The following is a 22907-nucleotide window of genomic DNA, read 5'->3' on the forward strand; positions in this document are numbered from 1 at the left end:
CACTGCCCTTCCAGGTAATGGCAGTACCTCGCAGGCGCCTGCGGACGGATCTACCGTGAGGAGACAGGCGCAGGATTCACGACAATCATGACAATCCGAAGGAGCCACCGCATGTCCGCCCTCGCTGCCACCCCGGAAGCTCCGGGGCCCGAGCATGGCTGACAAAGACAGGACGACCCTGGCCGCCGAGGTCCGCGAGTTCCTGAGCACCCGACGGGCCCGGATCACCCCGGAGCAGGCCGGGCTGCCGGTCTACGGCGGCAACCGCAGGGTCGCCGGCCTGCGCCGCGAGGAGGTCGCCCTGCTCGCGGGCATGAGCGTGGACTACTACATCCGGCTCGAACGAGGGAACCTCACCGGTGCCTCGGACTCGGTGCTCGACGCCCTCGCGCGAGCACTTCAGCTGGACGAGGCCGAACGCACCCACCTCTACGACCTCGCCCGCGCGGCGACGCCGTCGGGCCGGCGGCCGACGGTGACCGCGTCCCGCGTACGGCCCACGATCCTGCGGCTGCTCGACTCGATGACCGACGTACCGGCCTATGTGCGCAACGCGCGCTTCGACATCCTGGCCGCCAACACGCTGGGACGGGCACTGTACGCACCCGTCTTCGACTCGCCGCTGTTCGCCCGGCGCGGCCCGGTCAACAGCGCCCGCTTCATGTTCCTCGACCCCGCCAGCCAGGAGTTCTGGAAGGACTGGGAGAAGGGAGCCGACGACTCGGTCGCCTTCCTGCGCACCGAGACCGGTCGGGCACCCCACGACAAGGCGCTCACCGATCTGGTCGGAGAGCTGACGACCAAGAGTGACGCCTTCGTCCGCCGGTGGGCCCGCCACGACGTGAAGTTCCACCGCTCCGGCCTCAAGAACCTGCACCACCCGCTGGTCGGCGATCTCGCTCTGCCCTACGAGGCGATGGACCTGCCGGCCGATCCCGGACTGCGCCTCAACTTCTACAGCCCCGAACCGGACTCCCGGGAGCGGGAGGCCCTGGGCCTGCTCGCCAGCTGGGCCAGTTCCAACGCCGTCGTCCCCACCGGGAACGACTGACCCCCACACGATCGAGGAGAACCGTTCCATGCACTACCGACCGCTCGGCCGCACCGGCGTCCAGGTCAGCCCGCTCTGTCTGGGCGCGATGATGTTCGGACCCTGGGGCAACGAGGACGAGGCCGACTCGATCCGGATCATCCACCGCGCCCTCGACGCGGGGATCAACTTCGTCGACACCGCCGACGTGTACTCGGCCGGGGTCGCGGAGGAGATCGTCGGCAAGGCGCTGAAGGACCGCCGCGAGGACGTGTTCCTGGCGACCAAGTTCTTCATGCCGATGGACCGGGACGACCCCAACCAGCGGGGCGGCTCCCGGCGTTGGATCATCCGCGAGGTCGAGAACTCCCTGCGGCGGCTCGGCACCGACCACATCGACCTCTACCAGGTCCACCGCCCCAGCCCCGACACCGACGTCGCCGAGACCCTCGGCGCCCTCTCCGACCTCGTCCACCAGGGCAAGATCCGCTACATCGGGTCCTCGTCCTACTCCGGCTCCCAGATCGTCGAGGCCCAGTGGGTCTCGCGCGAGCGGAACCTGGAGCGGTTCGTGACCGAGCAGCCGCCGTACTCGATCCTGGTCCGCGGCATCGAGGAGGACGTGCTGCCCACCGTGCGCCGCCACGGCATGGGCACCCTCACCTACAGTCCGCTCTCCGGCGGCTGGCTGTCGGGACGCTACCGCAAGGACGCCATCGAGGGTCCCGCCTCCGCGGCCCGCCCCCCGGCCCGCTTCGACATGAGCACCCCCGCCAACCAGCGCAAGCTGGACGCCGCCGAACAACTCGCCGTCCTGGCGGAGAAGGCCGGCCTCACGCTCATCGAGCTCGCCGTCGCCTTCGTCATCCACCACCCCGGCGTCACCTCGGCGATCATCGGGCCCCGCACCATGGAACAGCTGGAGGCGTTCCTGCCCGCCGCCGACGTCACACTGCCGGCCGACGTGCTCGACGCCATCGACGAGATCGTCGCTCCCGGCGTCACGGTCAACCCGGTCGACAACAGCTACGGCGACTTCGAGCTGCGCGCCGACCAGCGCCGCCGGTGAGGCGAGCCACTCGGCAGGTCACGCCCGTAATCGTCGGCGAGCGCGCATGCTGGACACCGTAGAGGATCTCCGGAAGACGCTTGTCCGAGTGTCCGGCCCGCTGTTCGCCCTGCGTGCGGCGCGTCGGACCTCGGGGTCGTGGACTTCCCTGTGGGAAAGGATCTTTCGATGGACCAGCAGGACTCGCAGGGCTCGCAGGACGAGCGGTTCGACGTCGTCGTACTCGGCGCGGGACCCGGCGGCTATGTCGCCGCCATCCGTGCCGCCCAACTCGGCAAGCGGGTCGCGGTGGTCGAGGAGAAGTACTGGGGCGGTGTCTGTCTGAACGTGGGCTGCATCCCGACCAAGGCACTGTTGCGGAACGCCGAGTTGGCGCACATCTTCACCCGCGAGGCGAAGACCTTCGGCATCAAGGTCGAGGGGGAGGTCTCCTTCGACTACGGGGAGGCGTTCCGCCGCAGCCGCCGGGTCGCGGACGGCCGGGTCAAGGGCGTCCACTACCTGATGAAGAAGAACAAGATCACGGAGATCGACGGCCGCGGCACGTTCCTCGACCCGCACACGCTCCAAGTGGCGGGCTACGACGGCGAGTCGCGCACGATCGGCTTCGATCACTGCATCATCGCCACCGGCGCCACCCCCAGGCTGCTGCCCGGCACCAAGCGCACCGCGCGCGTGGTGACGTACGAAGAGCTGATCCTCGCCGAGGAGTTGCCGCAGTCGATCGTGATCGCGGGCGCCGGTGCCATCGGCATCGAGTTCGCCTACGTACTGCACAACTACGGTGTGAAGGTCACGATCGTCGAGTTCCTCGACCGCGTCGCGCCCCTGGAGGACGTCGAGGTCTCCGCCGAACTCGCCAAGCAGTACCGCAAGTTGGGCATCGACGTCCTCACCTCCACCCGCGTCGAGTCGATCGACGAGTCGGGCCCGCAGGTCCGCGTCACGGTCACCGGCAAGGACGGCACCCAGCAGGTCCTGGAGGCCGACAAGGTGCTGCAGGCGATCGGCTTCGCACCGAACGTCACCGGCTTCGGTCTGGAGAACACGGGCGTACGAGTCACCGAGCGCGGCGCGATCGACGTCGACGGCCGCTGCCGCACCTCGGTCCCGCACCTGTACGCCATCGGCGACGTCACCGCGAAGCTGATGCTCGCGCACGCCGCCGAGGCGATGGGCGTGATCGCCGCGGAGACCCTCGCGGACGCGGAGACGATGGAGCTGGACTACGCGATGATCCCGCGCGCCACCTACTGTCAGCCGCAGATCGCCAGCTTCGGCTACACCGAGGCGCAGGCACGGGAGTTGGGGCACGACGTCAAGGTGGCGAAGTTCCCGTTCACCGCGAACGGCAAGTCGCACGGCCTCGGTGACACGACCGGTTTCGTGAAGCTGATCAGCGACGCGAAGTACGGCGAACTCCTCGGCGGCCACCTCATCGGCCCCGACGTCACCGAACTCCTCCCCGAACTCACCCTCGCCCAGCAGTGGGACCTCACCGTCCACGAGGTCGCCCGCAATGTGCACGCGCACCCGACCCTGGGCGAGGCGGTGAAGGAGGCGGTGCACGGACTGGCCGGACACATGATCAACATGTGACGGACCGCTTGAGCCGCCGTCCCCGCCCGCCGGATCGGCGGCTCCCTCCTAGGAAGCGAGCGCGGCCACCAGCAGGTCGTACGCCTGCTGGTCGAAGGCCACGAGCCTGACCTGTTCCACGTGTGTCGGCGACGAGCGGAGGGTCGTGACGGCGATGTGTGCTGCCTGCTGTGCCGGGAAGCCGTAGACGCCGGTGGCGATCGCCGGGAAGGCGATGGTCCTGGCGCCCAGTTCGTCGGCGACCTCAAGACAGCGCCGGTAGCAGGAGGCGAGGATCTCGGCCTCGCCGTACGCGCCGCCTTCCCAGACCGGGCCGACGGTGTGGATCACGTGCTTGACCGGCGGGTCGAGATCGAAGCCAGGCGTCGCCATCGCGTCGCCGGGCTCACACGGACCGATCGCGGCACCCGCGATCGCGAGACGCGGACCGGCCGCCCGGTGAATGGCGCCGTCCACGCCGCCCCCACCCATCAGCGACTCGTTCGCCGCGGTGACGACGGCATCCGTGTCCTGAAGCGTGATGTCGCCCTGCACGACCTCGATCGCAGCCATGTGCCGATGATGCCACCAGCGCCGGACGAATACGGGCGGTCGCCTCGATTGTCCTCTTCGCGAAATTATGATGCTCGGTATACTTAGATTCGCCGACAGGATCCCTCTACAGTGGACCCATGACTAGGCGTACGGACAGCAGGCAGCGGATGGTCGAGGCCGCTCGGCAGCTCATTCGTGAGCGGGGGTACCACGGCACGGCGGTGTCGGACGTGGTGAAGCGGAGTGCGGCGCCCCGCGGATCGGTCTACTACCACTTCCCCGAAGGCAAGGTGCAGATGGCGGCGGAGGCCGCCGACAGCCACGCCCGGGAACAGGTCGAGATGATCAACCAGCTGGCCGGCTCCGCGTCGTCCGCCGAGGATCTGGTCCGCGCCTACTTCGACCGGGCCCGAGAGGGCATGGTCGGCAGTGGCTATCAACGCGGCTGTGCCGTCGCCCCGTTGGTGATCGAGGCGGGCGAGGAGGCCGAGGAGCTCGACGCCGCCGGCCGCCGGGCGCTCGCGGCGATGATCGACGGCATGGCCTTCCAGCTGATCGTGCTGGGTGTGGGGAACGCCGCCGCCCGGGAGCTCGCGCACACGGTGATCGCGGCGCTCGAAGGGGCCCTGGTCACATCCCGCGCGCTGCGCAGTCCCGAGCCGTTCGACGCGGTCCAGGCGGTACTGGCCAAGCGCGCCCGGGATCTCACCGGGGGCGTCAACACGTCCTCGTAGGTGCCGGCCCATCCCCTCCGGTCGAGGTTCGTCGTCGACTTGCCGTTTCTCCTCCCGTGTGCTTCGTTTGTAAGTATACCGAGCGACATAATTCGGCAGCTGGGAGACAGACATGGCATCCGTACTGATCACCGGCGCGTCCCAGGGCATCGGCAGGGCGACCGCGATCGAGCTCGCGTCCCGCGGCCACCGGGTCATCGCCACCGCCCGCCGGCCCGAGGACCTGGACGACCTCCCCGTCGACCAGCGGCTGCGTCTCGACGTCACCGATCCGACGAGCATCCACGAGGCGCTGCGTGCCGCGGGAGAGGTCGACGTACTCGTCAGCAATGCCGGCGCGACGATCCGCGGGCCGCTGGAGGCCATTCCCGTGTCCGAGGTCGAGGCGCTCTTCCAGCTCAACACCTTCGGTCCGCTGCGGCTGGCGCAAGGTCTGCTGCCCGGCATGAGGGCGCGAGGATCAGGTCGTCTCGTCTTCATGTCCAGCATCCAGGGGCGGCTCGTCCTGCCGGTCATCGGACCCTACGGAGCGAGCAAATGGGCACTGGAAGCGCTCGCCGAGACGCTGGCCATCGAGACCCGGCCCTTCGGCGTCAAGGTGTCCCTCATCCAGCCCGGAGCCGTGTCCACCGACGGCCCCGCCCGGGCCAAGTCCTTCATCACCGAGGGCGACCCCTACAGCTCGCTGTACCCGCAACTCGCCGCCCTGCGCGGTGAGTCCGTCACCGCCAAGGAGGTCGCGGCCGTCGTCGCCGACACCATCGAGGATCCCGAGCCGCCGCTGAGGGTGCCCGCGGGTGAGCCCGGCCGACGCGTACTCGCGGCCCGCAAAGCCGCACCGGACGACACTCCCTTCCTGCCGGCCGCGCTCGACTGGTAGGAACGGGACGCTCGACCGGCAGGTACAGCGTCCCGCCCACGCCCGCACCCCGTCCCACCGGTCCCTTCCGTGCCCGCCCGGGGCGTTGATCCGGGGATTCCCACGTCACGAAGGGTCTGCGTCCCCGCTTCGGGGGCACACGGCGGTTCATCGGGTGCGCACGGCACCCGCCGAGGACCGCCGCGAGGCGCAGACCCGTGGGAGCCCCGATGCCGACCGCCACACCGGGAAGAGCCGCAGGAGCGACCGGAGAAGGTACCGAAGTGGTACGACCGGCCCGCTCGTCCTTCCTGCCCAGCGGCACCGGCATCACCGCCGCACGGATCGGCGCGCTGACCGTCTGTCAGGCCGTCCTGCTCGTGGGCTTCGGGCTCCTGATCACGGGCCCCGCCCGGAACGTGTGGCCGCTCAACGTCGAGGACCACGTCAACGAGGGGTTCGAGCGGATCCGTACCGGCCCGCTCACCTCGCTCTCGTACGTCGGCTCGGAGGCGGGCAACACGCTCACGGTCATCGCCCTCACCCTGGTGAGCTGCGTGGCCCTGCTCCTCGTACCCCGGCTGCCGATGTGGCGGCAGGCGGTCTTCCTTGCCGTCGCCGTCTCGCTCCAGGCGCTGGTGTTCCTGGTCATCACCGAGTCGGTGGACCGCACCCGCCCGGACGTGGACCGGCTCGACTCCTCGCCGCCCACGTCCAGTTACACCTCCGGCCACACCGGCGCGGCCACCGCGCTCTACGCCGGACTCGGTGTCCTGGTGCTGTCCCGGGTCCGCAGGCCGTGGCGGTGGCCGGTGGCCGGGCTGCTGTTCCTGGTGCCGCTGATCGTCGGCGTCTCTCGTCTCTACCGGGGCATGCACCACCCCACGGACGTGATCGGTGGCATGGCCAACGGCGTCCTGGCCCTGTTGATCGTCTGGCGCGCGCTGTTCACGGACGGGTCCGTGGCCGCCGTACCCTCGCCGCGCGTCGGGGACATCGAGGCCGCCGTCGGTGGTGAGGAGCGACCGCCCGGCAGTACCGCCGTGATCTTCAACCCGACGGTGACCGGTGCGGGGGACCGCGAGAAGCTGCGGCGGATCCTCGAACAACACGGCCACCGCGCACCGGAGTTCATCGAGACCACCGCCGACGACCCCGGCACCGGACAGGCGGCCGGCGCGGTCCGTGACGGGGCGGCACTGGTCGTGGTCTGCGGCGGTGACGGAACCATCCGGGCGGCCGCCGACGCCCTGGCCGGCACCGGCGTACCGCTCGTCGTGGTGCCCTGCGGCACCGGCAACCTGCTGGCCCGCAACCTCGGCCTGCCGCTCACCCCCGCGGCCGCGCTCGACGTGGCGCTGTCCGGCACCCCGCACCGCCTCGACCTCGGCCGCATCGAGGGCGACGGACTCGCGTCCACGCATTTCGCCGCGATGTCCGGGGCCGGGCTAGACGCCGCGATGCTGGAACACACCGACGACCGCGCCAAGTCCGCCGTCGGCTGGCCCGCCTACGTGCTCGCCACCATCGGCACCCTGCGCACACCCCGGATGCGGCTGACGGTCCGGCTCGACGACGGGCCCGTCCTGCACCGCACGGCCCGGATGGTGCTCCTCGCCAACGTCGGCACCGTACAAGGCGGTCTCACCCTCGTCCCGGCGGCCCGGCCCGACGACGGACTGCTCGATCTGCTGATCCTCGACCCGCGCGGCCCCGGCGGCTGGATGCGTGCCGTCGGTGTGCTGATGCGCGGCCGCCGGCGCACCGCGCGGCCCACGACGGTGGAGACGCCCGTCCCCGAAGGCGCCGGCACCAAGGGCGTGCCGGTGGAGTTCTTCACCTTCCGGCGGGCCGAACTCGCCTTCGCCGCACCGCAGTCGAGGGAACTCGACGGGGACCCGGTCTCCCACGGCCGACGTCTCACCGCCGAGGTCAGGCCCGGCGCGCTCACCGTCCTGCTGCCCACCCGGGAGAAGTGAATGGGCACCGCCACCAAGGTCCCCGAGACCCGCGACATGACCGGCGACGACCTCTCGGCCGACGAGGCGATGGCGTCCTTGCGCCGCTACGGCCGCTGGCCGCTGCTGCGCGACTCCTTCATCCGGTTCCGGTACGCCGACGGCTTCAGCCACTCCCGGGCGCTCGCCCTGCAGACGGTGCTGGCCGTCATCCCGCTGGCCATCGCGTTCGTCGGACTCTCCACCGCGCTGCACACGGAGAACATCGGCCGACTCGCCGAACTCACCATCCACCGGCTCGCGCAGGGACCCAGCGCCGACGTCGTCGACGACGCGCTGGACCGCAGCCGGCACAGCGCGGGCGACGGGGACGAGATCGCCCTCTGGTTCGGCCTGCTCTTCTCCCTGGTCAACGTGACCACCGCGATGTGCCAGATCGAACGCGGCGCCAACCGGATCTACGGCAACGAACGCGACCGCCCCTTCCACCAGAAGTACCTGCGCGGCCTCGTGATGTCCCTCAGCGCCGGGATCCCGCTCGGCCTCGGGTTCATCGTGATGGTGGCCGGCGGTGACCTCGCCGCCGCGGCAGTGACGGTGTACCACCTCGACGGCGGCGCGCGGACCCTCTGCGAGATCCTGCGCTGGCCCTTCGGCTTCCTGCTCGCCCTCTTCTCGGCCAGCGCGATCTTCCGCCGCTCGCCCCGGCGCCGCCAGCCCGGCTACACCTGGCTGGCCTTCGGCGCCGCCGTGTATCTCGCGCTGTGGATGGCCCTGACCTGGCTGCTGAGCCTGTACCTGGGCATCAGCGGCTCCTTCGACACGGTCTACGGGCCGCTCAGCGCCTTCATGTCGCTGCTGCTGTGGGCTTACCTGACCTCCATCGCCCTCTTCCTGGGGCTGTCCTTCGCCGCGCAGTTGGAGGCCTCACGGGCGAAGCGGCCCGGTCCGATCTCGGCCGACCCGGGGGTGTGACTCATGGTCCGCGCCACGGCCCAGCGCCTTCTTGAACTCCGTCGCCGCACGGCCGACCGGAGATTCGGCATCCATCTGCTCGGCTCGACCGCGGTCGCCGCCGTCGCGGCCGTCCCCTTCGGGCTGCTGCTCGTCCTGGTCGAGGGACACTGGCAGCCGCTGCGCCGCCTCGACGCGGGCGCGGCACGGCGGTTGAACGAGATCGCCCTCGAACACCCCGAGTGGACCGACACCCTGCGCTTCCTGTCCGACCGGGTGTGGGACCCGCTCACCCTGCGGGCGGTCGTCGCACTGCTGACCGGCTGGCTGCTCTACCGACGGGCCTGGCGCCTGGCCGCCTGGTCCGCGGTGACGGCCGTGGCCGGCGGACTCATCGGGCTGCTGGTCAAAACGGTGGTCGAGCGGACCAGACCGTCGCTGGAGGACCCGGTCGCGCACGCGCCGGGATTCTCCTTCCCCTCGGGGCACGCGATGACGGCGACGACCTCGTTCGCCATCCTGCTCCTGGTCCTGCTGCCCCTGGTTCCGCGTGCGTTGCGGCCACTGTGCTGGTGCGTCGCGGTCGGGTCCGTGCTCGGCGTCGGCTTCACCCGGATCGCGCTCGGCGTCCACTGGTTCAGCGACGTCGTGGGCGGCTGGCTCCTGGGCCTCGCCGTCGTCGCCCTCACCACCTGGGCCTTCGAGGCCTGGCGCACCGACGCGGGGCGCGGACCTGTCGAGTTGACGGAGGGACTGGAGCCCGAACTCACAGACGCCCACCCCGAAGAGGGTCCCGATGCGTCCGCCGTACGGTCAGCACGGCGAAGTCGTCGTGCTGGGCCCCGTTGTCGGTGAACGCGCGGGCGTCCTCGTACAGGGCCTGGGGCAGTTCGGTGGGGGAGAGGGCGAGGCGGCTCGTCACGCGTTCGTCGGCCGGATAGAACGCGCCGTCGTGGTCGCGGGTCTCGGTGAGGCCGTCGGTGGTCAGCAGCAGGGTCGAACCGGCCGGGAAGTCGAACCAGTGCACGGTGGTGGGTTCGACGGACAGTTCGGCGAGACCGAGCGGGACACCGGGGTCCGTATGGGGCGTGGTGACACCGCCGTCGTGGACCAACCAGGGCGGAACATGGCCGCAGTTGACGACCTGGGCCTCGGTGTCCGCGTCGACGCCGATGATGAGCGCGGTCACGAACCGCTCGTCGTCGCCGGTCTGTTCGGCGTACGTGTTGTGGCGGACGACCGCCGCGTCCAGGGCGTCGACGAGCGCGGTGAGCGTCGGCTCACGGTAGGCCGCCTCGCGGAAGGCCCCGATCACGGCGAACGCGGCGCCGACGGCGGCCAGTCCCTTGCCCTGCACGTCCCCGATCAGCACCCGCGTGCCCCACGGTGAGGCGACCACGTCGTAGATGTCGCCGCCGACGAGCCGGTCCTCCTGCACGGGTTCGTAGACGCCGTTGACCAGGACGTCGTCGGTGACGAGGGGGAGCGGGTGCAGGATGTGCCGCTGCATCGCCGCGGCGGTGGTACGCAGGCGGAGCATCTCGTGCTCGCGGTTGATGCGCCGGTGGCAGGTGTAGACGGAGATCGCGCCCAGCACGATGGTGAACAGCAGCAGCAGGATCCGGTCCATCCACCGGCCCCCGTCCGCGCGCGGCACCACCACGGTGAGGAGGATGACGAGCGTGGTCCACGCGGCCACGAACTTCGTCTGCGCGAGGGTGCACAGCGCCGACGCCGTGCCCGGCAGGAAGATCAGCAGACCGAGATGCCACACCGGGGAGCCGGACACCACACCGAGGAACTCCACCAGCAGCGTCACCGTCACCACGCCGACGAGCATCTCGACGTTGTCCGGCGCCTCGATGGCGTCGAGGGCTCCGTCGGATCTCTTTCGGCTTCGGCGGATTCCGGTCATGCGCGCTCCCGAGCAGGTGGTGATCTCTCGGTACGTTCTACAGGCCGGGGATGGTGTACGGGCCACGGGGCGGCCCGGCACGTTCGTGTCGCCCGCCCCGCGGGGCGTCGATCCGGCAGGCCTGCGCAGGCTCCCGCCCGCAGATCACCGTTCGGGCAAGGGTACGGCGTGCCACTGTCACCCTCGGGATCACCCTTCGGGCGAGCGCCAGCCGTACGAGGGTCATCGTCGGACGACCGTCAGGCCCGCACCGGCGCCCGCTCGTCCAACAGGCCCTCGCCGCGCAGGTCGTCCCAGACCTGATCCGGGATCTCCGCGCCGAAGGCCGCCGTGTTGCGGTGCACCTCGTCGGCGGTGCGCATGCCGACCACGATGCCCGCGACGGCCGGGTGCCGGAGCGGAAAGGCCATCGCCAGCTCCGGCAGCGTCACGCCGTGCGCTTCGCAGACGTCGGCGATGCGGTGCGCGCGCTCCAGCATGTCCGGCGCGGCGGGCGCGTAGTCGAAGGTGGCACCCTCGGGCGGCCGGGCGGTGGCGAGCAGACCGGAGTTGAAGATCGAGGCCGCGATGACCGAGACCTCGCGTGCCGTGCAGACGGGCAGGAGGTCGTCGAGGGCGCTGTGGTCCAGCAGCGTGTAGCGGCCGGACAGCATGACGGCGTCCACGTCCGACTCCTCCACCAGCCGTGTCAGCAGGCCGGGGTGGTACATCCCCGCGCCGATCGCGCCCACCACGCCCTGGGCGCGCAGTTCGGCGAGCGCCGGAAGGCCCTCCCGCAGCGCGTCCTCGAAGTGCTGCTCCGCGTCGTGCAGGAAGAGCACGTCGATACGGTCGACGCCCATCCGCCCGAGCGAGTCCTCCACGCTGCGCAGCACACCGTCCCGCGTGAAGTCCCACACGCGACGATGGGTGGCGGGCACGGCGAAGCTCTCGTCCATGCGGCCCGCCGGGTCCTGCGGGACCAGCAGTCGGCCGACCTTCGTCGACAGCGTCACCTCGGCACGCGGCTTGCCGCGCAGCAGATCGCCGACGCGGCGTTCGGAGTGGCCGATGCCGTAGTGCGGGGAGGTGTCGTAGTAGCGGATCCCGCCGTCCCAGGCCGCATCGAGGGCGCCCGCGGCGGTCTCGTCGTCCAGCGGTGCGAAGAGCCCCCCAAGTGGTCCGCCACCGAAGCCCAGTTCAGTGATCTGTACCTTGCTCTGCCCGAGCCGGTTCCGCTTCATGCCCACCGTTCCCCCTGGACGCCTGGCGACCCGCCCATCCTGCCGTGCCTCCGGTGCCACTCCAAGGGATTTTCCTCGTCAGGCCGGTCGCGGATCGACGTGGATCTTCGGCCCGGGACCGGCGCCGGCCGGCCGCTCCCCGGCGAGGACGGGCCCGACCTGGGCCAGCCCCACGGTCGCGGCGACGAGCGGCCGCGGGTCGACGGATCCGTCGGCGTAGGCGCGGATGGTGTCGTCGAGGCCGGGGGAGCCGGACAGGATGCCCGTCGCGGTCACGTCCTTGAGGGCGAGTGTCCGGGTGTCGATCCTGCTGGGCTCACCGGCCAGTCCCACGTACACGACCCGACCGGCAGGCTCGACCAACTCCAGTGCCAGGGCGGGCAGGTGGACGGCGTTCGAGGCGTCGACGACCGCGTCGAAGGGCAGGTCCGGGACCGATCGCTCCGTCCACACCTGCTCGAAGCCCAGAGCGCGGGCGAAGGCCAAGGACTCCTCGGTGCGGCCCATCAGGTGCACCTCCGTTCCGGCGGCCCGCAGGAACATGGCGACCAACAGCCCTATGGTCCCCGGGCCCAGGACCAGGGTCCGGTCACCGGGACGCGGCGCGGCGGCCCGTGCGGCGCGCAGGGCGTTGCCGCCCGGCTCGACCAGCGCGCCCAGTTCGGCGTCGACGGAGTCCGGCAGGACGTGCAACGAGGAGACGGGCACGGCGAGTTGCTCCGCCAGGGCGCCGTCCCGGCCGCCGCGGATGCCGACCTCCTGCCGCTTCTCGCACACGTGCTGATGCCCCCGTCGGCAGCGACGGCAGGCACCGCACCCGAGCATGGTGTCGCCCATCACCCGTCGGCCCACCCACACCGGATCGACCCCCGCGCCGACCGCCGCGACCCGACCGGCCCACTCGTGGCCCAGCCGCAACGGGTAGGCGCAGTGCCCTTGGTGGAGGTAGGCCATCGCGCCCGTGAAGAACTCGACGTCCGTACCGCACACGCCGACCCGCTCGACGTCCACGACGGCCTCGCCGGGAGCCGCCACCGGCGCCGGGACCTCCTGAACCGCGTACTCCCCGGGGGCCGTCAGCACGAACGCCCGCATCGAGTGGCCGCTCACCGCGGCCCGCGGAGGCGTCGGCGCTGCGCGAGCCCCGATATGCCCAGCTCCGGCGTCTGCGTATGCTCCATGGCGTTCCAAAAATTAGACCATCGTGTCGATTCTTGGAAGGAGTTCGCCGATGAAGCACCCCAGCGCGACAACCCTCCGCAGTGCGCAGTGGTACGCGGGACAGGACCGCAACGCCTACATCCACCGGGCCTGGATGCGGCGCGGTGTACCCGGAGACGCCTTCGCCGGGCGCCCGCAGATCGCCATCGCCAACACCGCCTCGGACCTGACCCCGTGCAACGCGCACCTGAACGAGGTGGCCGCCTCGGTGCGCAACGGCGTGTACGAGGCGGGCGGAATCCCGCTGGACCTGCCCGTGGTGTCGCTGGGGGAGACGCAGGTCCGGCCCACGGCCATGCTCTGGCGCAACATGGCGGCGATGGCCACGGAGGAGATGCTGCGGGCCAACCCCATAGACGGCGTGGTCCTGTTGGGCGGCTGCGACAAGACGATCCCGTCGCTGCTCATGGCCGCCGCCTCGGTCGACCTGCCCGCTGTGGTGGTGCCCGGCGGGCCCATGCTGAACGGGACCTTCCGCGGTACACCGTTGGGTTGCGGGACCGACGTGTGGCGGCTGTCGGAGGAGGTCCGGGCCGGCACGCTCTCCCAGGAGGACTTCACCCGCTCCGAGTCGTCGATGATCCGCAGCCGCGGGCACTGCAACACGATGGGCACCGCCTCGACGATGGCCGTGGTCGCGGAGGCCCTGGGCACGGTCGTCCCCGGCGTCGCCGGCACCCCGGCCCCCGACAGTCGCCTGCTGGAGGCCGCGCACGGCACCGGTCGCTTGGTGGTGGACATGGTGGCCGCGGACCGGCGCCCGGGCACCTTCCTGACCAAGGCGTCCTTCCACAACGCGATCGTGGCGCTGGCCGCCGTCGGCGGATCGACCAACGCGGTCGTCCACCTGCTGGCGATCGCAGGGCGCCTCGGTGTCGACCTGACGCTGGACGACTTCGACCGCATCGGCTCCCGGGTGCCGGTCCTCGTCGACCTCCAGCCGGCCGGCCGCTTCCTCATGGAGGACCTCCACCGCGCCGGCGGCCTGCTCGCCGTCCTGCGCGAGGTCCGCGACCTGCTCGACCCCGACGCGCTGACCGTCACCGGGAAGCCGCTGGTCGACCACCTCGACGACGCCCCGATCTGGGACCCCGAGGTCATCCGCACCCGCGCCGAACCACTCGTCGCCGAGGGCGGCATCGCCGTCCTGCGCGGCAACCTCGCACCCGACGGAGCCCTCGTCAAACCCGCGGCGGCCTCCCCGCACCTCCTCCAACACCGGGGCAGGGCAGTCGTGTTCGACAGCATCGAGGACTTCCACGCCCGCATCGACGACCCGGACCTCGACGTCGACGCCGACTCCGTTCTCGTCCTGCGCGGTTGCGGCCCCAAGGGCTATCCCGGCATGCCCGAGGTGTCGAACATGCCGTTGCCGACCAAGCTCCTCGAACAGGGCGTCCGCGACATGGTCCGCGTCTGCGACGGCCGCATGAGCGGCACGGCGTACGGCACCGTCGTCCTGCACGTGGCCCCGGAGGCCGCGGCCGGCGGCCCGCTCGCCCTCGTGCGCACCGGGGACTTCATCACCCTCGACGTGCAGGGCCGCCGCATCGACATCGACGTACCGGACGACGAACTCGCCCGCAGAACACCGGACAAGACCACCGTCGACGGCTTCGCCACCCCGCGCCGCGGCTGGGAACGCCTCTACGTCGACCACGTTCTCCAAGCCGACACCGGCGCGGACCTGGACTTCCTCGTCGGGTCCAGCGGCTCCGAGGTGAGCCGGGAATCCCACTGACCGGCGGCAACCCCCGTACGGGAACGCGAAGTTCGGGTGTGCGCATGCGGAGCGGACGACGTGATCGGAAACGTATCCTGGCGGCGTTCGATTGGTCCGGACCGCGTGCCCGCCTTCTCGGTCGGCCGCGCCATGTGCTGAAAGGTGGTCTCCTCCCAACGTGAGCAGTCGTCGCCCGCAGAGCCAGAGCACCAGGCCGACGATGCGCGATGTCGCCGAGCGGGCCGGAGTCGCCCTGGTCACGGTGTCCCGCGTCGTCAACGGCATCGGCGCGGTGCGCGAGGAGACGGCCGACCGCGTGCACGCGGCCATCAGCGAGATCGGCTACCAGCGCAACGAGATCGCGCGCTCCCTGCGACCCGGACAGAACTCGCTGACCATCGGCCTCTTGCTGGGCGACCTGACCAACCCGTTCTACGCCTCCCTCGCGAAGGCGGCGGTCGAGGTGATGGCAGACGCCGGGTACGCCGTGCTGCTCAGCACCGCCGACGAGGACCTGGAGGTCGAACGCCGGGCCGTGGGCGAGCTGATCGGGCGCCGCGTGGCCGGGCTCATCATCGTGCCCGACCAGGGCGACCACGCCTTTCTGCGGGAGGTCAACGGCCACGACCAGGTGCCCGTCGTCTTCGTGGACCGGCCCGCCACCGGAGCCGAGGCCGACGTCGTCCTCGTCGACAACGAGGGCGGCGGACGCACCGCGACCCAGCACCTGATCGACCACGGCCACCGCCGGATCGCGATCCTCGTCGCCCCCTCGTACTACACCACCGGCCGCAGACTGCGCGGTTACCGCAAAGCCCTGCGGCACAGCGGCATCGACGCCGACGAGACCCTGGTGGTCGCCCTCCCGCGCGGCACCATGGAGGAGGCGTCCGCCGCCACCCACACCCTGCTCACCTCACCGAACCCGCCTACGGCGATCTTCTCGACGACGAGCTTCCTCACCGAGGGCGTCCTGCGGACCAGCCGCCGACTGGACGCCCAGATCGCCGTGGTGGGGTTCGACGACTTCAAGCTGGCCGACATGCTCCCGACCCCGGTCACGGTGGTCACCTCGGACACCGAGGAACTCGGCCGCCGCGCCGCGCACTTGCTGCTCGACCGCATCGACGGCGGGAGCGGACCGTTCCAACGCGTCATGCTGCCCTCGCAGTTGATAGCCCGGGGTACGGGTGAGACGGCTCCGCGCCAGCCCAACAGCCCGTCTGGTGCAGACCATTGACCTCCCGTCAGGGAGCTGCCACCTTCGTCATGGATACGTTTCCATAGCTCCGGACGCATGGGCCTGTCCGCCCCTGTCCGCCCCTGTCCGCCCCTGTCCGCCCCCACAGCGAAGCAGGAGACACAGACATGACCGTCCCCCTGATCCGGCTGAGATCCCTCAGAGCGGCGCTCGCGATGGTGCTGTTCCTCGTGCTCGCCCCGCCGCTGCTCCTCATGAAGGCGGCCCCGCAGGCCCACGCGCTGGAGAACGGTCTGGCCCGCACGCCCCCGATGGGCTGGAACGACTGGAACGCCTTCGGCTGCAACGTCACGGAGCAACTGGTCGAGCAGACCGCCGACTACCTCGTTTCGTCCGGTCTGAAGGACGCGGGCTACCAGTACGTCAACATCGACGACTGCTGGATGACCTCGGCCCGCAACTCGGCCGGTCAACTGGTCCCGGACCCGGTCAAGTTCCCCAACGGGATCAGCGGCACCGCCGCCTACGTGCACTCCAAGGGCCTCAAGCTCGGCATCTACGAGAGCGCCGGCACCGCCACCTGCGCCGGTTACCCCGGCAGCCTCGGCCACGAGCAGACGGACGCGAACAGCTTCGCCTCCTGGGGCGTCGACTACCTGAAGTACGACAACTGCAACCACCAGAACGTGCCCGACCAGCAGCGCTACACCGCCATGCGCGACGCCCTCGCCAACACCGGGCGCCCGATCGTCTACAGCCTCTGCAACTGGGGCCTGGCGAGCGTGTGGACCTGGGGCGCGGGCGTCGGCAACAGCTGGCGCACCACCGACGACATCAACGTCAACTTCTCCACGGTGGTCTCCATCTACAAGGCCAACGTCAAGCTCGCCCCGTACGCCAAGCCCGGTGCCTGGAACGACCCGGACATGCTGGAGGTCGGCAACGGCATGTCCTTCACCGAGGACCGCACCCACTTCAGCCTCTGGGCCGAGATGGCCGCGCCGCTGATCGCCGGGAACGACATGCGCAGCGCCTCGGCGGCGACCCTCTCGCTCTACGGCAACAGGGACGTCATCGCCGTCGACCAGGACTCCCTGGGCAAGCAGGGCACCGAGATCTCCTCGTCGGGCGGCCTGCACGTCCTGACCAAGCCGCTCGCCAACGGTGACGTGTCGGTGGTTCTGTTCAACGAGAACTCCAGTGCGGCCACGATCAGCACCTCGGCCGCGGCGGCGGGCCTTCCGGCCGCCTCCTCGTACCGGCTCAACAACCTCTGGTCCCACCAGATCAGCAGCACGACCGGCAGCATCGCGGCGAGTGTCCCCGGGCACGGCTCGGTCATGTACCGGGTGTCCGTCGGCAGCGGCACCAGCGTCGGGACGACCCACCCGCTGATCGGCGCCTCCTCCAACCGTTGCCTCGACGCGTACAACGGTGAGACCACCCCCGGCACGAAGATCGAGATCTGGGACTGCGGCGGCGGCACCAACCAGGCCGTCACCCTCACCGCGGCCGGTGAACTCCGGCTCTACGGCGGCACCCAGTGCCTGGACGCGTACAACAACCAGACCTCCTCCGGCACCAAGGTGCAGCTCTACACCTGCAACGGCGGCGCCAACCAGAAGTGGAGCCTCAACCCCAACGGCACCATCACCGGCACCCAGTCCGGGCTCTGCCTCGACGTCACCGGGGGCGACAAGCCCGCCGGCAACGTCAACGGCACCCAGATCGAGCTGTGGACCTGCAACGGCGGCGCCAACCAGCAGTGGCGCCTGGGCTGACGGCCCCTTATCGGACTGATGGCCTTTTCGTCGGGCTGACGGCCCCTCATCGGACTGATGGTCCTTCATCGGGCTTACGGCGCCCCCCCATCCCCCCACGCCGACGGAGCTGACATGACCTCAACCGCACGACACGTCCGAAGAGTTGTCACCGGCCTGATCGCCGCCCTGGCCCTGCTCACCCCGGTCACCACCGGCGTCGCGAGCGCCGCCCCCGAGGCGACGATCTGCAACAAGTACTGCGACGCCCGCGACCCGGCCCAGTCCCCGGGCGACCGCCAGCCGGTCACCGCGACCATCTACTCCCGCACCCTCACCCTGCACTTCGACGACTCCGACGCGATGGGCTGGGCCTCGATCACCAACGGCAACCCCGGCGACGAGACCTGGCTCGACCGCTCCTTCGACGGCGGCCGCACCTGGAGCTCGGGCAGCAAGCTCGGCGACACCACCGTCCCCGCGGGGCAACGGGGTTGGCGCACCCTGATGTACAACGTCGACGACTGGAACAACAACGGCGTCGGCGCGCTGCGGGCCTGCGGCAAGGCGGGGGACCGGCCCGAGATCGCCTGCACCGCATGGGCCCGCACCACCTGGAACGCGTACAGCCGCCCCACCGCGGCCGCCACCGCGCTGATGCAGTCGTACAACAACTCCACCGGCCTCTTCGACACCACCGGCTGGTGGAACTCCGCCAACGCCCTGACCGCGATCATCGACAACATCCGGGTCACGGGCATGCCCAGCTTCAAGTACGCCATCGCCAACACCTACGACCGCCAACTGGGCGCCCAGGGCGGCCAGTTCCGCAACGACTACATCGACGACACCGGATGGTGGGGGCTCGCGTGGGTCGCCGCATACGACCTGACGGGTGACAGCCGCTATCTCAACACCGCACGTGCCGACGCCGATTACATGGCGCGGTACTGGGACTCGACATGCGGCGGCGGGGTGTGGTGGAGCACGGCGAAGACGTACAAGAACGCCATCGCCAACTCCCTGTACCTGGAGCTCAACGCGGCCCTGCACAACCGGATCGCCGGTGACACGGTCTACCTCGGCCGGGCGAACGCCGACTGGGCGTGGTTCAAGGGCACCGGCATGATCAATGGTTCGCACCTGGTCAACGACGGCATCGACCTGTCGACGTGCCGCAACAACGGGTCCACGGCATGGTCGTACAACCAGGGCGTACTCCTGGGCGGCCTCGCCGAGTTGTACCGCGCCACGGGTGACTCGGCCCTGCTGACCGCCGGCCGGCAGATCGGTGACGCCTCGACCACCTCCACCGCGCTCAACTCCGGCGGCATCCTGCGCGAGCCGTGCGAGACGAACGGCTGCGGGGCCGACGGACCCACCTTCAAGGGCGCCTACGTCCGCGGCCTCGGCGCCTTCAACTCCCTGCTCTCCGACCGCCCTTACACGTCCTACCTGGCTCGTCAGGCCAACTCCGCCTACGCCAACGACCGCAACGCCCTCGACGCGTACGGGCTGCACTGGGCCGGGCCCGTCGACTCGACGGACGCGGCCCGACAGCAGAGCGCGCTGGACCTGATGAACGCGGCGAACTGACCGAGGAGTCAGAGCACCGCCCCCATCCGCCAGGGGACGATCTCCTCCGCCCCGAACCCGAGCGCCTCGGACTTGCTCTCGGCGCCCGAGGCCAGGCCCACGAGGGCCTCGAACAGGGCCGCGCCGTAAGTGACTTGATCGGCGTGGCTCATGGCGGGGCCCGCGTCGAAGTCGATGTCGCCGCGCATCCGCTCGTACAACCCGGTGGTGGTGCTGATCTTGAGGCAGGGGACCGGACGGGAGCCGAACAGCGAACCCCGTCCGGTCGTGAAGGCGAGGAGGTTGGCGCCGCCGGCGACCATGCCGGTGGCCGACACGGGGTCGTAGCCGGGCGTGTCCATGAAGGTGAGGCCCGGCACGGTCACCGGCTCCCCGTAGCCGACGACGTCATTGAGCGGGCTGGTCCCGGACTTGAGTACGGCGCCCAGCGACTTCTCCCAGATGGTGGTGATCCCGCCGGCCCGGTTGCCCCGGGACGGGTTGTTGTCGAGGGTCGCGCCGTTGCCCGCCGTGTACTGCTGCCACCAGTCGATGAGTTCGTCGATCCGGGCCGCCGCCTCGGGGTTCGAGGCTCGGTCGCGCAGCAGGTGGTGGGCGCCGTAGATCTCGGGGGTCTCGCCGAGCACGACCTTGCCGCCCGCCGCGACGAGGAGGTCGGCCGCGACGCCGAGGGTGGGATTTGCGGTGAGTCCGGAGTAGGCGTCGCTGCCGCCGCACTGGAGTCCCAGCGTCAGTTCCGCGAGCGGGATCGGCACGCGGCGGGCTTCCGCGATCCGCGGGACCAGGTCCGCGATGCGGTCGAGCGCCGCGTTCACGGTCGCCGCAGTGCCGCCCAGTTCCTGGATGGTGAGCGTCTCGGTTCCGACGGCGTCGCCGAGGAGGTTCTCCGGCTGGTTGATCTCGCAGCCGAGGCTGATCAGAAGGGCCGCCGCCACGTTGGCATGGCCGAGGTAGCCGCGCAGGGTGCGCCGCAGGATGTCGTCCCCGGGCGTGCCCTCCGCCATGCCGCAGCCGAGGTCGTGCGGGAGCGCGATGACACCGTCCAGGCCTGGCGTTCCCCGGTGCCGGTCGTCGGCCCGCTGGGCGATCATCCTGGCCACCGTGGCCGAGCAGTTCACGGTCGGGACCACGACGATGTAGTTGCGGGTAGCAGCCCGCCCGTCCGCCCTGCGGTAGCCGAGGAAGTGGTCGCGGGTGGGGGCAACTACGCTCGGCGGCGCGAGACTTGGGCCCGGACGCGCCGCCGGCTCCTCCCACTCGCCGATGCCCAGGTTGTGCACGTGGACATGCGTGCCCGCCGGGATGTCGGCCAGGGCGATGCCGATCACCTCGCCGTACTTGCGGACCGGAGCGCCCTTCGGAAGGTCGCGCAACGCGACCTTGTGCCCGGCGGCGATGTCCTCGACGGCCGGTGCGGTGCCGTCGGCGAGCTCGACGTCCGTTCCCCGCTCCACATCCACGAGGAGCAGCCCGATGTCGTCCAGGCCGGGACGGGGGACCAGCGGCTTGACGGCTGTCACGTCAGCCCCGGAACGGCCGGACGGGGACGCCCGCCGTGCCGGTCTCGACGACGAACACCGAGCCGGACAAAGGGGAGTTGGCCAGTTCCTCGGTGGACAGACCATTGCGGGCGGAGGTGATGAACAGGCGGCCGTCCGCGCCGAAGGCGCAACTGGTCGGCTGGAGCACGGGCACCGGTACGACCCCCACGACCCGTCCCGTCGGGTCGTACCGTCGCACCTCGCGGCCCCCGTGCATGGCCACCCAGAAGCACCCCTCCACGTCGACGGCGAGGCCGTCGGGCACGCCGACGCCCTCGGTCTTCGTCAGCACTTCGAGGCGGCCGAGCTCTCCCGGTTCGGCGAAGAAATCGGCTCGGTAGAGGAGGTTGGCGTAGCTGTCGGCGAGGTAGAAGACGGTGTCCTCGGCGTTCCAGCCGAGCCCGTTCGGCAGCATGAGGTCGTCGACGACGACCTCGCTCGGCCCGACCCCGTCCCACCGGTGCAGCCGGCCGAGGCCCGGCGCGAACTCCATGTCGTTGCTGCCGGCCCAGAACCTGCCGTAGGAGTCCACCTTGCCGTCGTTCATACGCAGGTTCGGCTCGGGCAGCACCGGATCGACCAGCGTCAGCCCGGCCTCGGTGACGAGACCGAACCCGTCCGCCACCGCGACGGCGAAGCCCTCCTGGTCGGCTCGGGGCGCGACCGCGCCGACCATCGTGCCGACCTCCGTGACGGTCTGCCGACCGGTGGACAGATCGTCGTCGTAGAACCTGCGGCCGTAGATGTCGACCCAGAGAAGATGCCCGGTGCGCGGATCGAACACCGGGCCCTCACCCACGTCCGAAGTATCGCTGCGGACCGCCACTTCGAGATTCGAGTACGTCTGGACATTGGCCATCGCGACTCCATTCGTTTTCCCTCAACCTCGCCCCGGTCACCCGTGATCGTCAACGCCGATTAACGGATGTCGGGCATTCGTCGTGCGAATGGAGCCGGGCCGGATCAAGCCGGTGGAACGGCGGTCGTGCCGACCGGCCTCGGTGCTTTTACCACGGCACGGATGAACGCTTGAGCGGCCGCGCCCAACGGGCGTTCCGAATGCCACCAGACTCCCACGTCCCGAAAGCGGTTGAGGTGGCGAATGGGACGCATCTCCATTCCGTCCCGCAGGATCATCACCCCGCCCAGATAGTTGATGATGCCGATTCCGTGCCCGGCCCGGACCCGCGCACCGAGCGTGGTCGGCTGATGGGACACGATTCCGTGCGGCGCGACCAGGTCCTTGATGCGCAACTCGACCTCGGCCTCGTAACCGACCACCGAGTTGGCGAGCGGATCACCGATCGTGATGACGCGCTGATCGGTGAAGTCCGCGAGATCGACCTCGTCCTTCTCCAACAGGGGATGGCCGGTCGGGGCGAGCATGACGTAGGGCTCCCGCCACAGAGGACGCATGGTGAACGCGTGATCGTGCGGCTCGGGCCGGATCGTGCGCAGCGCCACCGAGACCCGGCGTTCGGACAGTGCCGCCTCGATGAAGTCGACGTCTCCGTCCAGGACCGCCACCCGGATGTGCGGGTGCGCCTTCTGCAGGGCCGTGATGACCCCGGGCAGGAATTCCGAACTCCCGCTGGCGAAGCTCGCGACCGTGACGGTTCCCGTGATGTTGCCCAGGTCCGTCTGGCGTGCGGTGACCAATTCGTCGGCGGCGGCGAGAACCGCCCGCGCGCGGGCCAGCAGAGCGCGGCCGTCGTCGGTGAGCGTGAGGGGCCGGATACGGCGTTCGATGAGCAGACAGCCGAGTTCGCGTTCCAGATTCGCGATGTGCGCCGAGACCCGCGGTTGCGACAGATGCAACTTTTCGGCGGCCCTGGTAAAGCCGCCGGTATCCACGACCTCGACCCAGGTACGCAACCAGGCCAGTTCGAGCGTCATTGACCCAACCTCCTCGCCGCGCGGGCGGACCGCCACCGGTGCGCAATTCCCTTCGGTGGCACGGCATCTGCGCGGCAGATCATCTGTATTCGCT

At 70.4% G+C, this 22907-nt stretch carries 19 protein-coding genes; 12 read left to right on the top strand and 7 right to left on the bottom strand.

The window, feature by feature from the left end; all coding sequences use genetic code 11:
- Positions 1-154 precede the first annotated feature (154 nt).
- The 3 genes from ACWDR3_RS17010 (at position 155) to lpdA (ending at position 3698) form a co-directional block, all read left to right on the top strand.
- The gene (locus ACWDR3_RS17010) at positions 155-1051 is read left to right on the top strand and encodes a helix-turn-helix transcriptional regulator (protein ID WP_450353270.1); all 897 of its coding nucleotides are present in this window, start codon (positions 155-157) and stop codon (positions 1049-1051) included.
- A 28-nt stretch (positions 1052-1079) separates the two neighbouring features.
- Positions 1080-2099, top strand: a complete 1020-nt coding sequence (locus tag ACWDR3_RS17015; protein WP_450353271.1) for an aldo/keto reductase — start codon at positions 1080-1082, stop codon at positions 2097-2099.
- A 168-nt stretch (positions 2100-2267) separates the two neighbouring features.
- The gene (lpdA, locus tag ACWDR3_RS17020; protein ID WP_450353273.1) at positions 2268-3698 is read left to right on the top strand and encodes a dihydrolipoyl dehydrogenase; all 1431 of its coding nucleotides are present in this window, start codon (positions 2268-2270) and stop codon (positions 3696-3698) included.
- Between the two features lie 48 nt (positions 3699-3746).
- Here lpdA and ACWDR3_RS17025 read toward each other — a convergent pair whose 3' ends face one another.
- Positions 3747-4250 (bottom strand): O-acetyl-ADP-ribose deacetylase, encoded by a 504-nt coding sequence (locus tag ACWDR3_RS17025; protein WP_450353274.1) that lies wholly within the window; start codon positions 4248-4250, stop codon positions 3747-3749.
- Positions 4251-4369: 119 nt separating this feature from the next.
- Between ACWDR3_RS17025 and ACWDR3_RS17030 the strand changes: the two genes are divergently transcribed.
- The 5 genes from ACWDR3_RS17030 (at position 4370) to ACWDR3_RS17050 (ending at position 9592) form a co-directional block, all read left to right on the top strand.
- A complete protein-coding gene (locus ACWDR3_RS17030; protein WP_450353275.1) occupies positions 4370-4966 on the top strand; it encodes a TetR/AcrR family transcriptional regulator in 597 nt (198 codons plus the stop codon).
- A gap of 112 nt (positions 4967-5078) precedes the next feature.
- Positions 5079-5846, top strand: a complete 768-nt coding sequence (locus tag ACWDR3_RS17035) for an SDR family oxidoreductase (RefSeq protein WP_450353276.1) — start codon at positions 5079-5081, stop codon at positions 5844-5846.
- 209 nt (positions 5847-6055) lie between these two features.
- Entirely contained in the window at positions 6056-7804 is a 1749-nt protein-coding gene (locus tag ACWDR3_RS17040; protein WP_450353277.1) for a diacylglycerol kinase family protein, read from the top strand.
- A complete protein-coding gene (locus ACWDR3_RS17045; RefSeq protein ID WP_450353278.1) occupies positions 7805-8758 on the top strand; it encodes a YihY/virulence factor BrkB family protein in 954 nt (317 codons plus the stop codon).
- 3 nt (positions 8759-8761) lie between these two features.
- Entirely contained in the window at positions 8762-9592 is an 831-nt protein-coding gene (locus tag ACWDR3_RS17050) for a phosphatase PAP2 family protein (RefSeq protein WP_450353279.1), read from the top strand.
- Here ACWDR3_RS17050 and ACWDR3_RS17055 read toward each other — a convergent pair.
- From ACWDR3_RS17055 to ACWDR3_RS17065, 3 genes are all read right to left on the bottom strand, one after another.
- On the bottom strand, positions 9504-10652 hold the full coding sequence (locus ACWDR3_RS17055; RefSeq protein ID WP_450353280.1) for a PP2C family protein-serine/threonine phosphatase: 1149 nt from the start codon (positions 10650-10652) through the stop codon (positions 9504-9506). The genes ACWDR3_RS17050 and ACWDR3_RS17055 overlap by 89 nt on opposite strands.
- A 239-nt stretch (positions 10653-10891) precedes the next feature.
- On the bottom strand, positions 10892-11875 hold the full coding sequence (locus ACWDR3_RS17060; RefSeq protein ID WP_450353281.1) for an aldo/keto reductase: 984 nt from the start codon (positions 11873-11875) through the stop codon (positions 10892-10894).
- Between the two features lie 78 nt (positions 11876-11953).
- On the bottom strand, positions 11954-12970 hold the full coding sequence (locus ACWDR3_RS17065) for a zinc-dependent alcohol dehydrogenase (protein WP_450353308.1): 1017 nt from the start codon (positions 12968-12970) through the stop codon (positions 11954-11956).
- Between the two features lie 136 nt (positions 12971-13106).
- On the opposite strand from ACWDR3_RS17065, the gene ACWDR3_RS17070 reads away from it, so the two are divergent.
- The 4 genes from ACWDR3_RS17070 to ACWDR3_RS17085 all read left to right on the top strand — a co-directional run bounded on the left by ACWDR3_RS17070 (position 13107) and on the right by ACWDR3_RS17085 (position 19376).
- A complete protein-coding gene (locus tag ACWDR3_RS17070; RefSeq protein ID WP_450353282.1) occupies positions 13107-14837 on the top strand; it encodes an IlvD/Edd family dehydratase in 1731 nt (576 codons plus the stop codon).
- A gap of 160 nt (positions 14838-14997) precedes the next feature.
- Entirely contained in the window at positions 14998-16059 is a 1062-nt protein-coding gene (locus ACWDR3_RS17075) for a LacI family DNA-binding transcriptional regulator (protein ID WP_450353283.1), read from the top strand.
- Positions 16060-16187: 128 nt separating this feature from the next.
- Positions 16188-17801, top strand: coding sequence for a glycoside hydrolase family 27 protein (locus ACWDR3_RS17080; RefSeq protein WP_450353284.1), 1614 nt, complete (start codon positions 16188-16190; stop codon positions 17799-17801).
- A gap of 114 nt (positions 17802-17915) precedes the next feature.
- Complete coding sequence (locus tag ACWDR3_RS17085; RefSeq protein ID WP_450353285.1) at positions 17916-19376, top strand: glycoside hydrolase family 76 protein; 1461 nt, start codon at positions 17916-17918, stop codon at positions 19374-19376.
- An 8-nt stretch (positions 19377-19384) separates the two neighbouring features.
- Here the strand turns inward: ACWDR3_RS17085 and ACWDR3_RS17090 are convergent, their stop codons facing one another.
- From ACWDR3_RS17090 to ACWDR3_RS17100, 3 genes are all read right to left on the bottom strand, one after another.
- Entirely contained in the window at positions 19385-20896 is a 1512-nt protein-coding gene (locus ACWDR3_RS17090; RefSeq protein WP_450353286.1) for a UxaA family hydrolase, read from the bottom strand.
- Between the two features lies 1 nt (position 20897).
- Entirely contained in the window at positions 20898-21776 is an 879-nt protein-coding gene (locus ACWDR3_RS17095) for an SMP-30/gluconolactonase/LRE family protein (protein WP_450353287.1), read from the bottom strand.
- 104 nt (positions 21777-21880) lie between these two features.
- A complete protein-coding gene (locus ACWDR3_RS17100; protein ID WP_450353288.1) occupies positions 21881-22849 on the bottom strand; it encodes a LysR family transcriptional regulator in 969 nt (322 codons plus the stop codon).
- Between the last annotated feature and the right edge of the window lie 58 nt (positions 22850-22907).

Source organism: Streptomyces sp. NPDC001002, assembly GCF_053599215.1.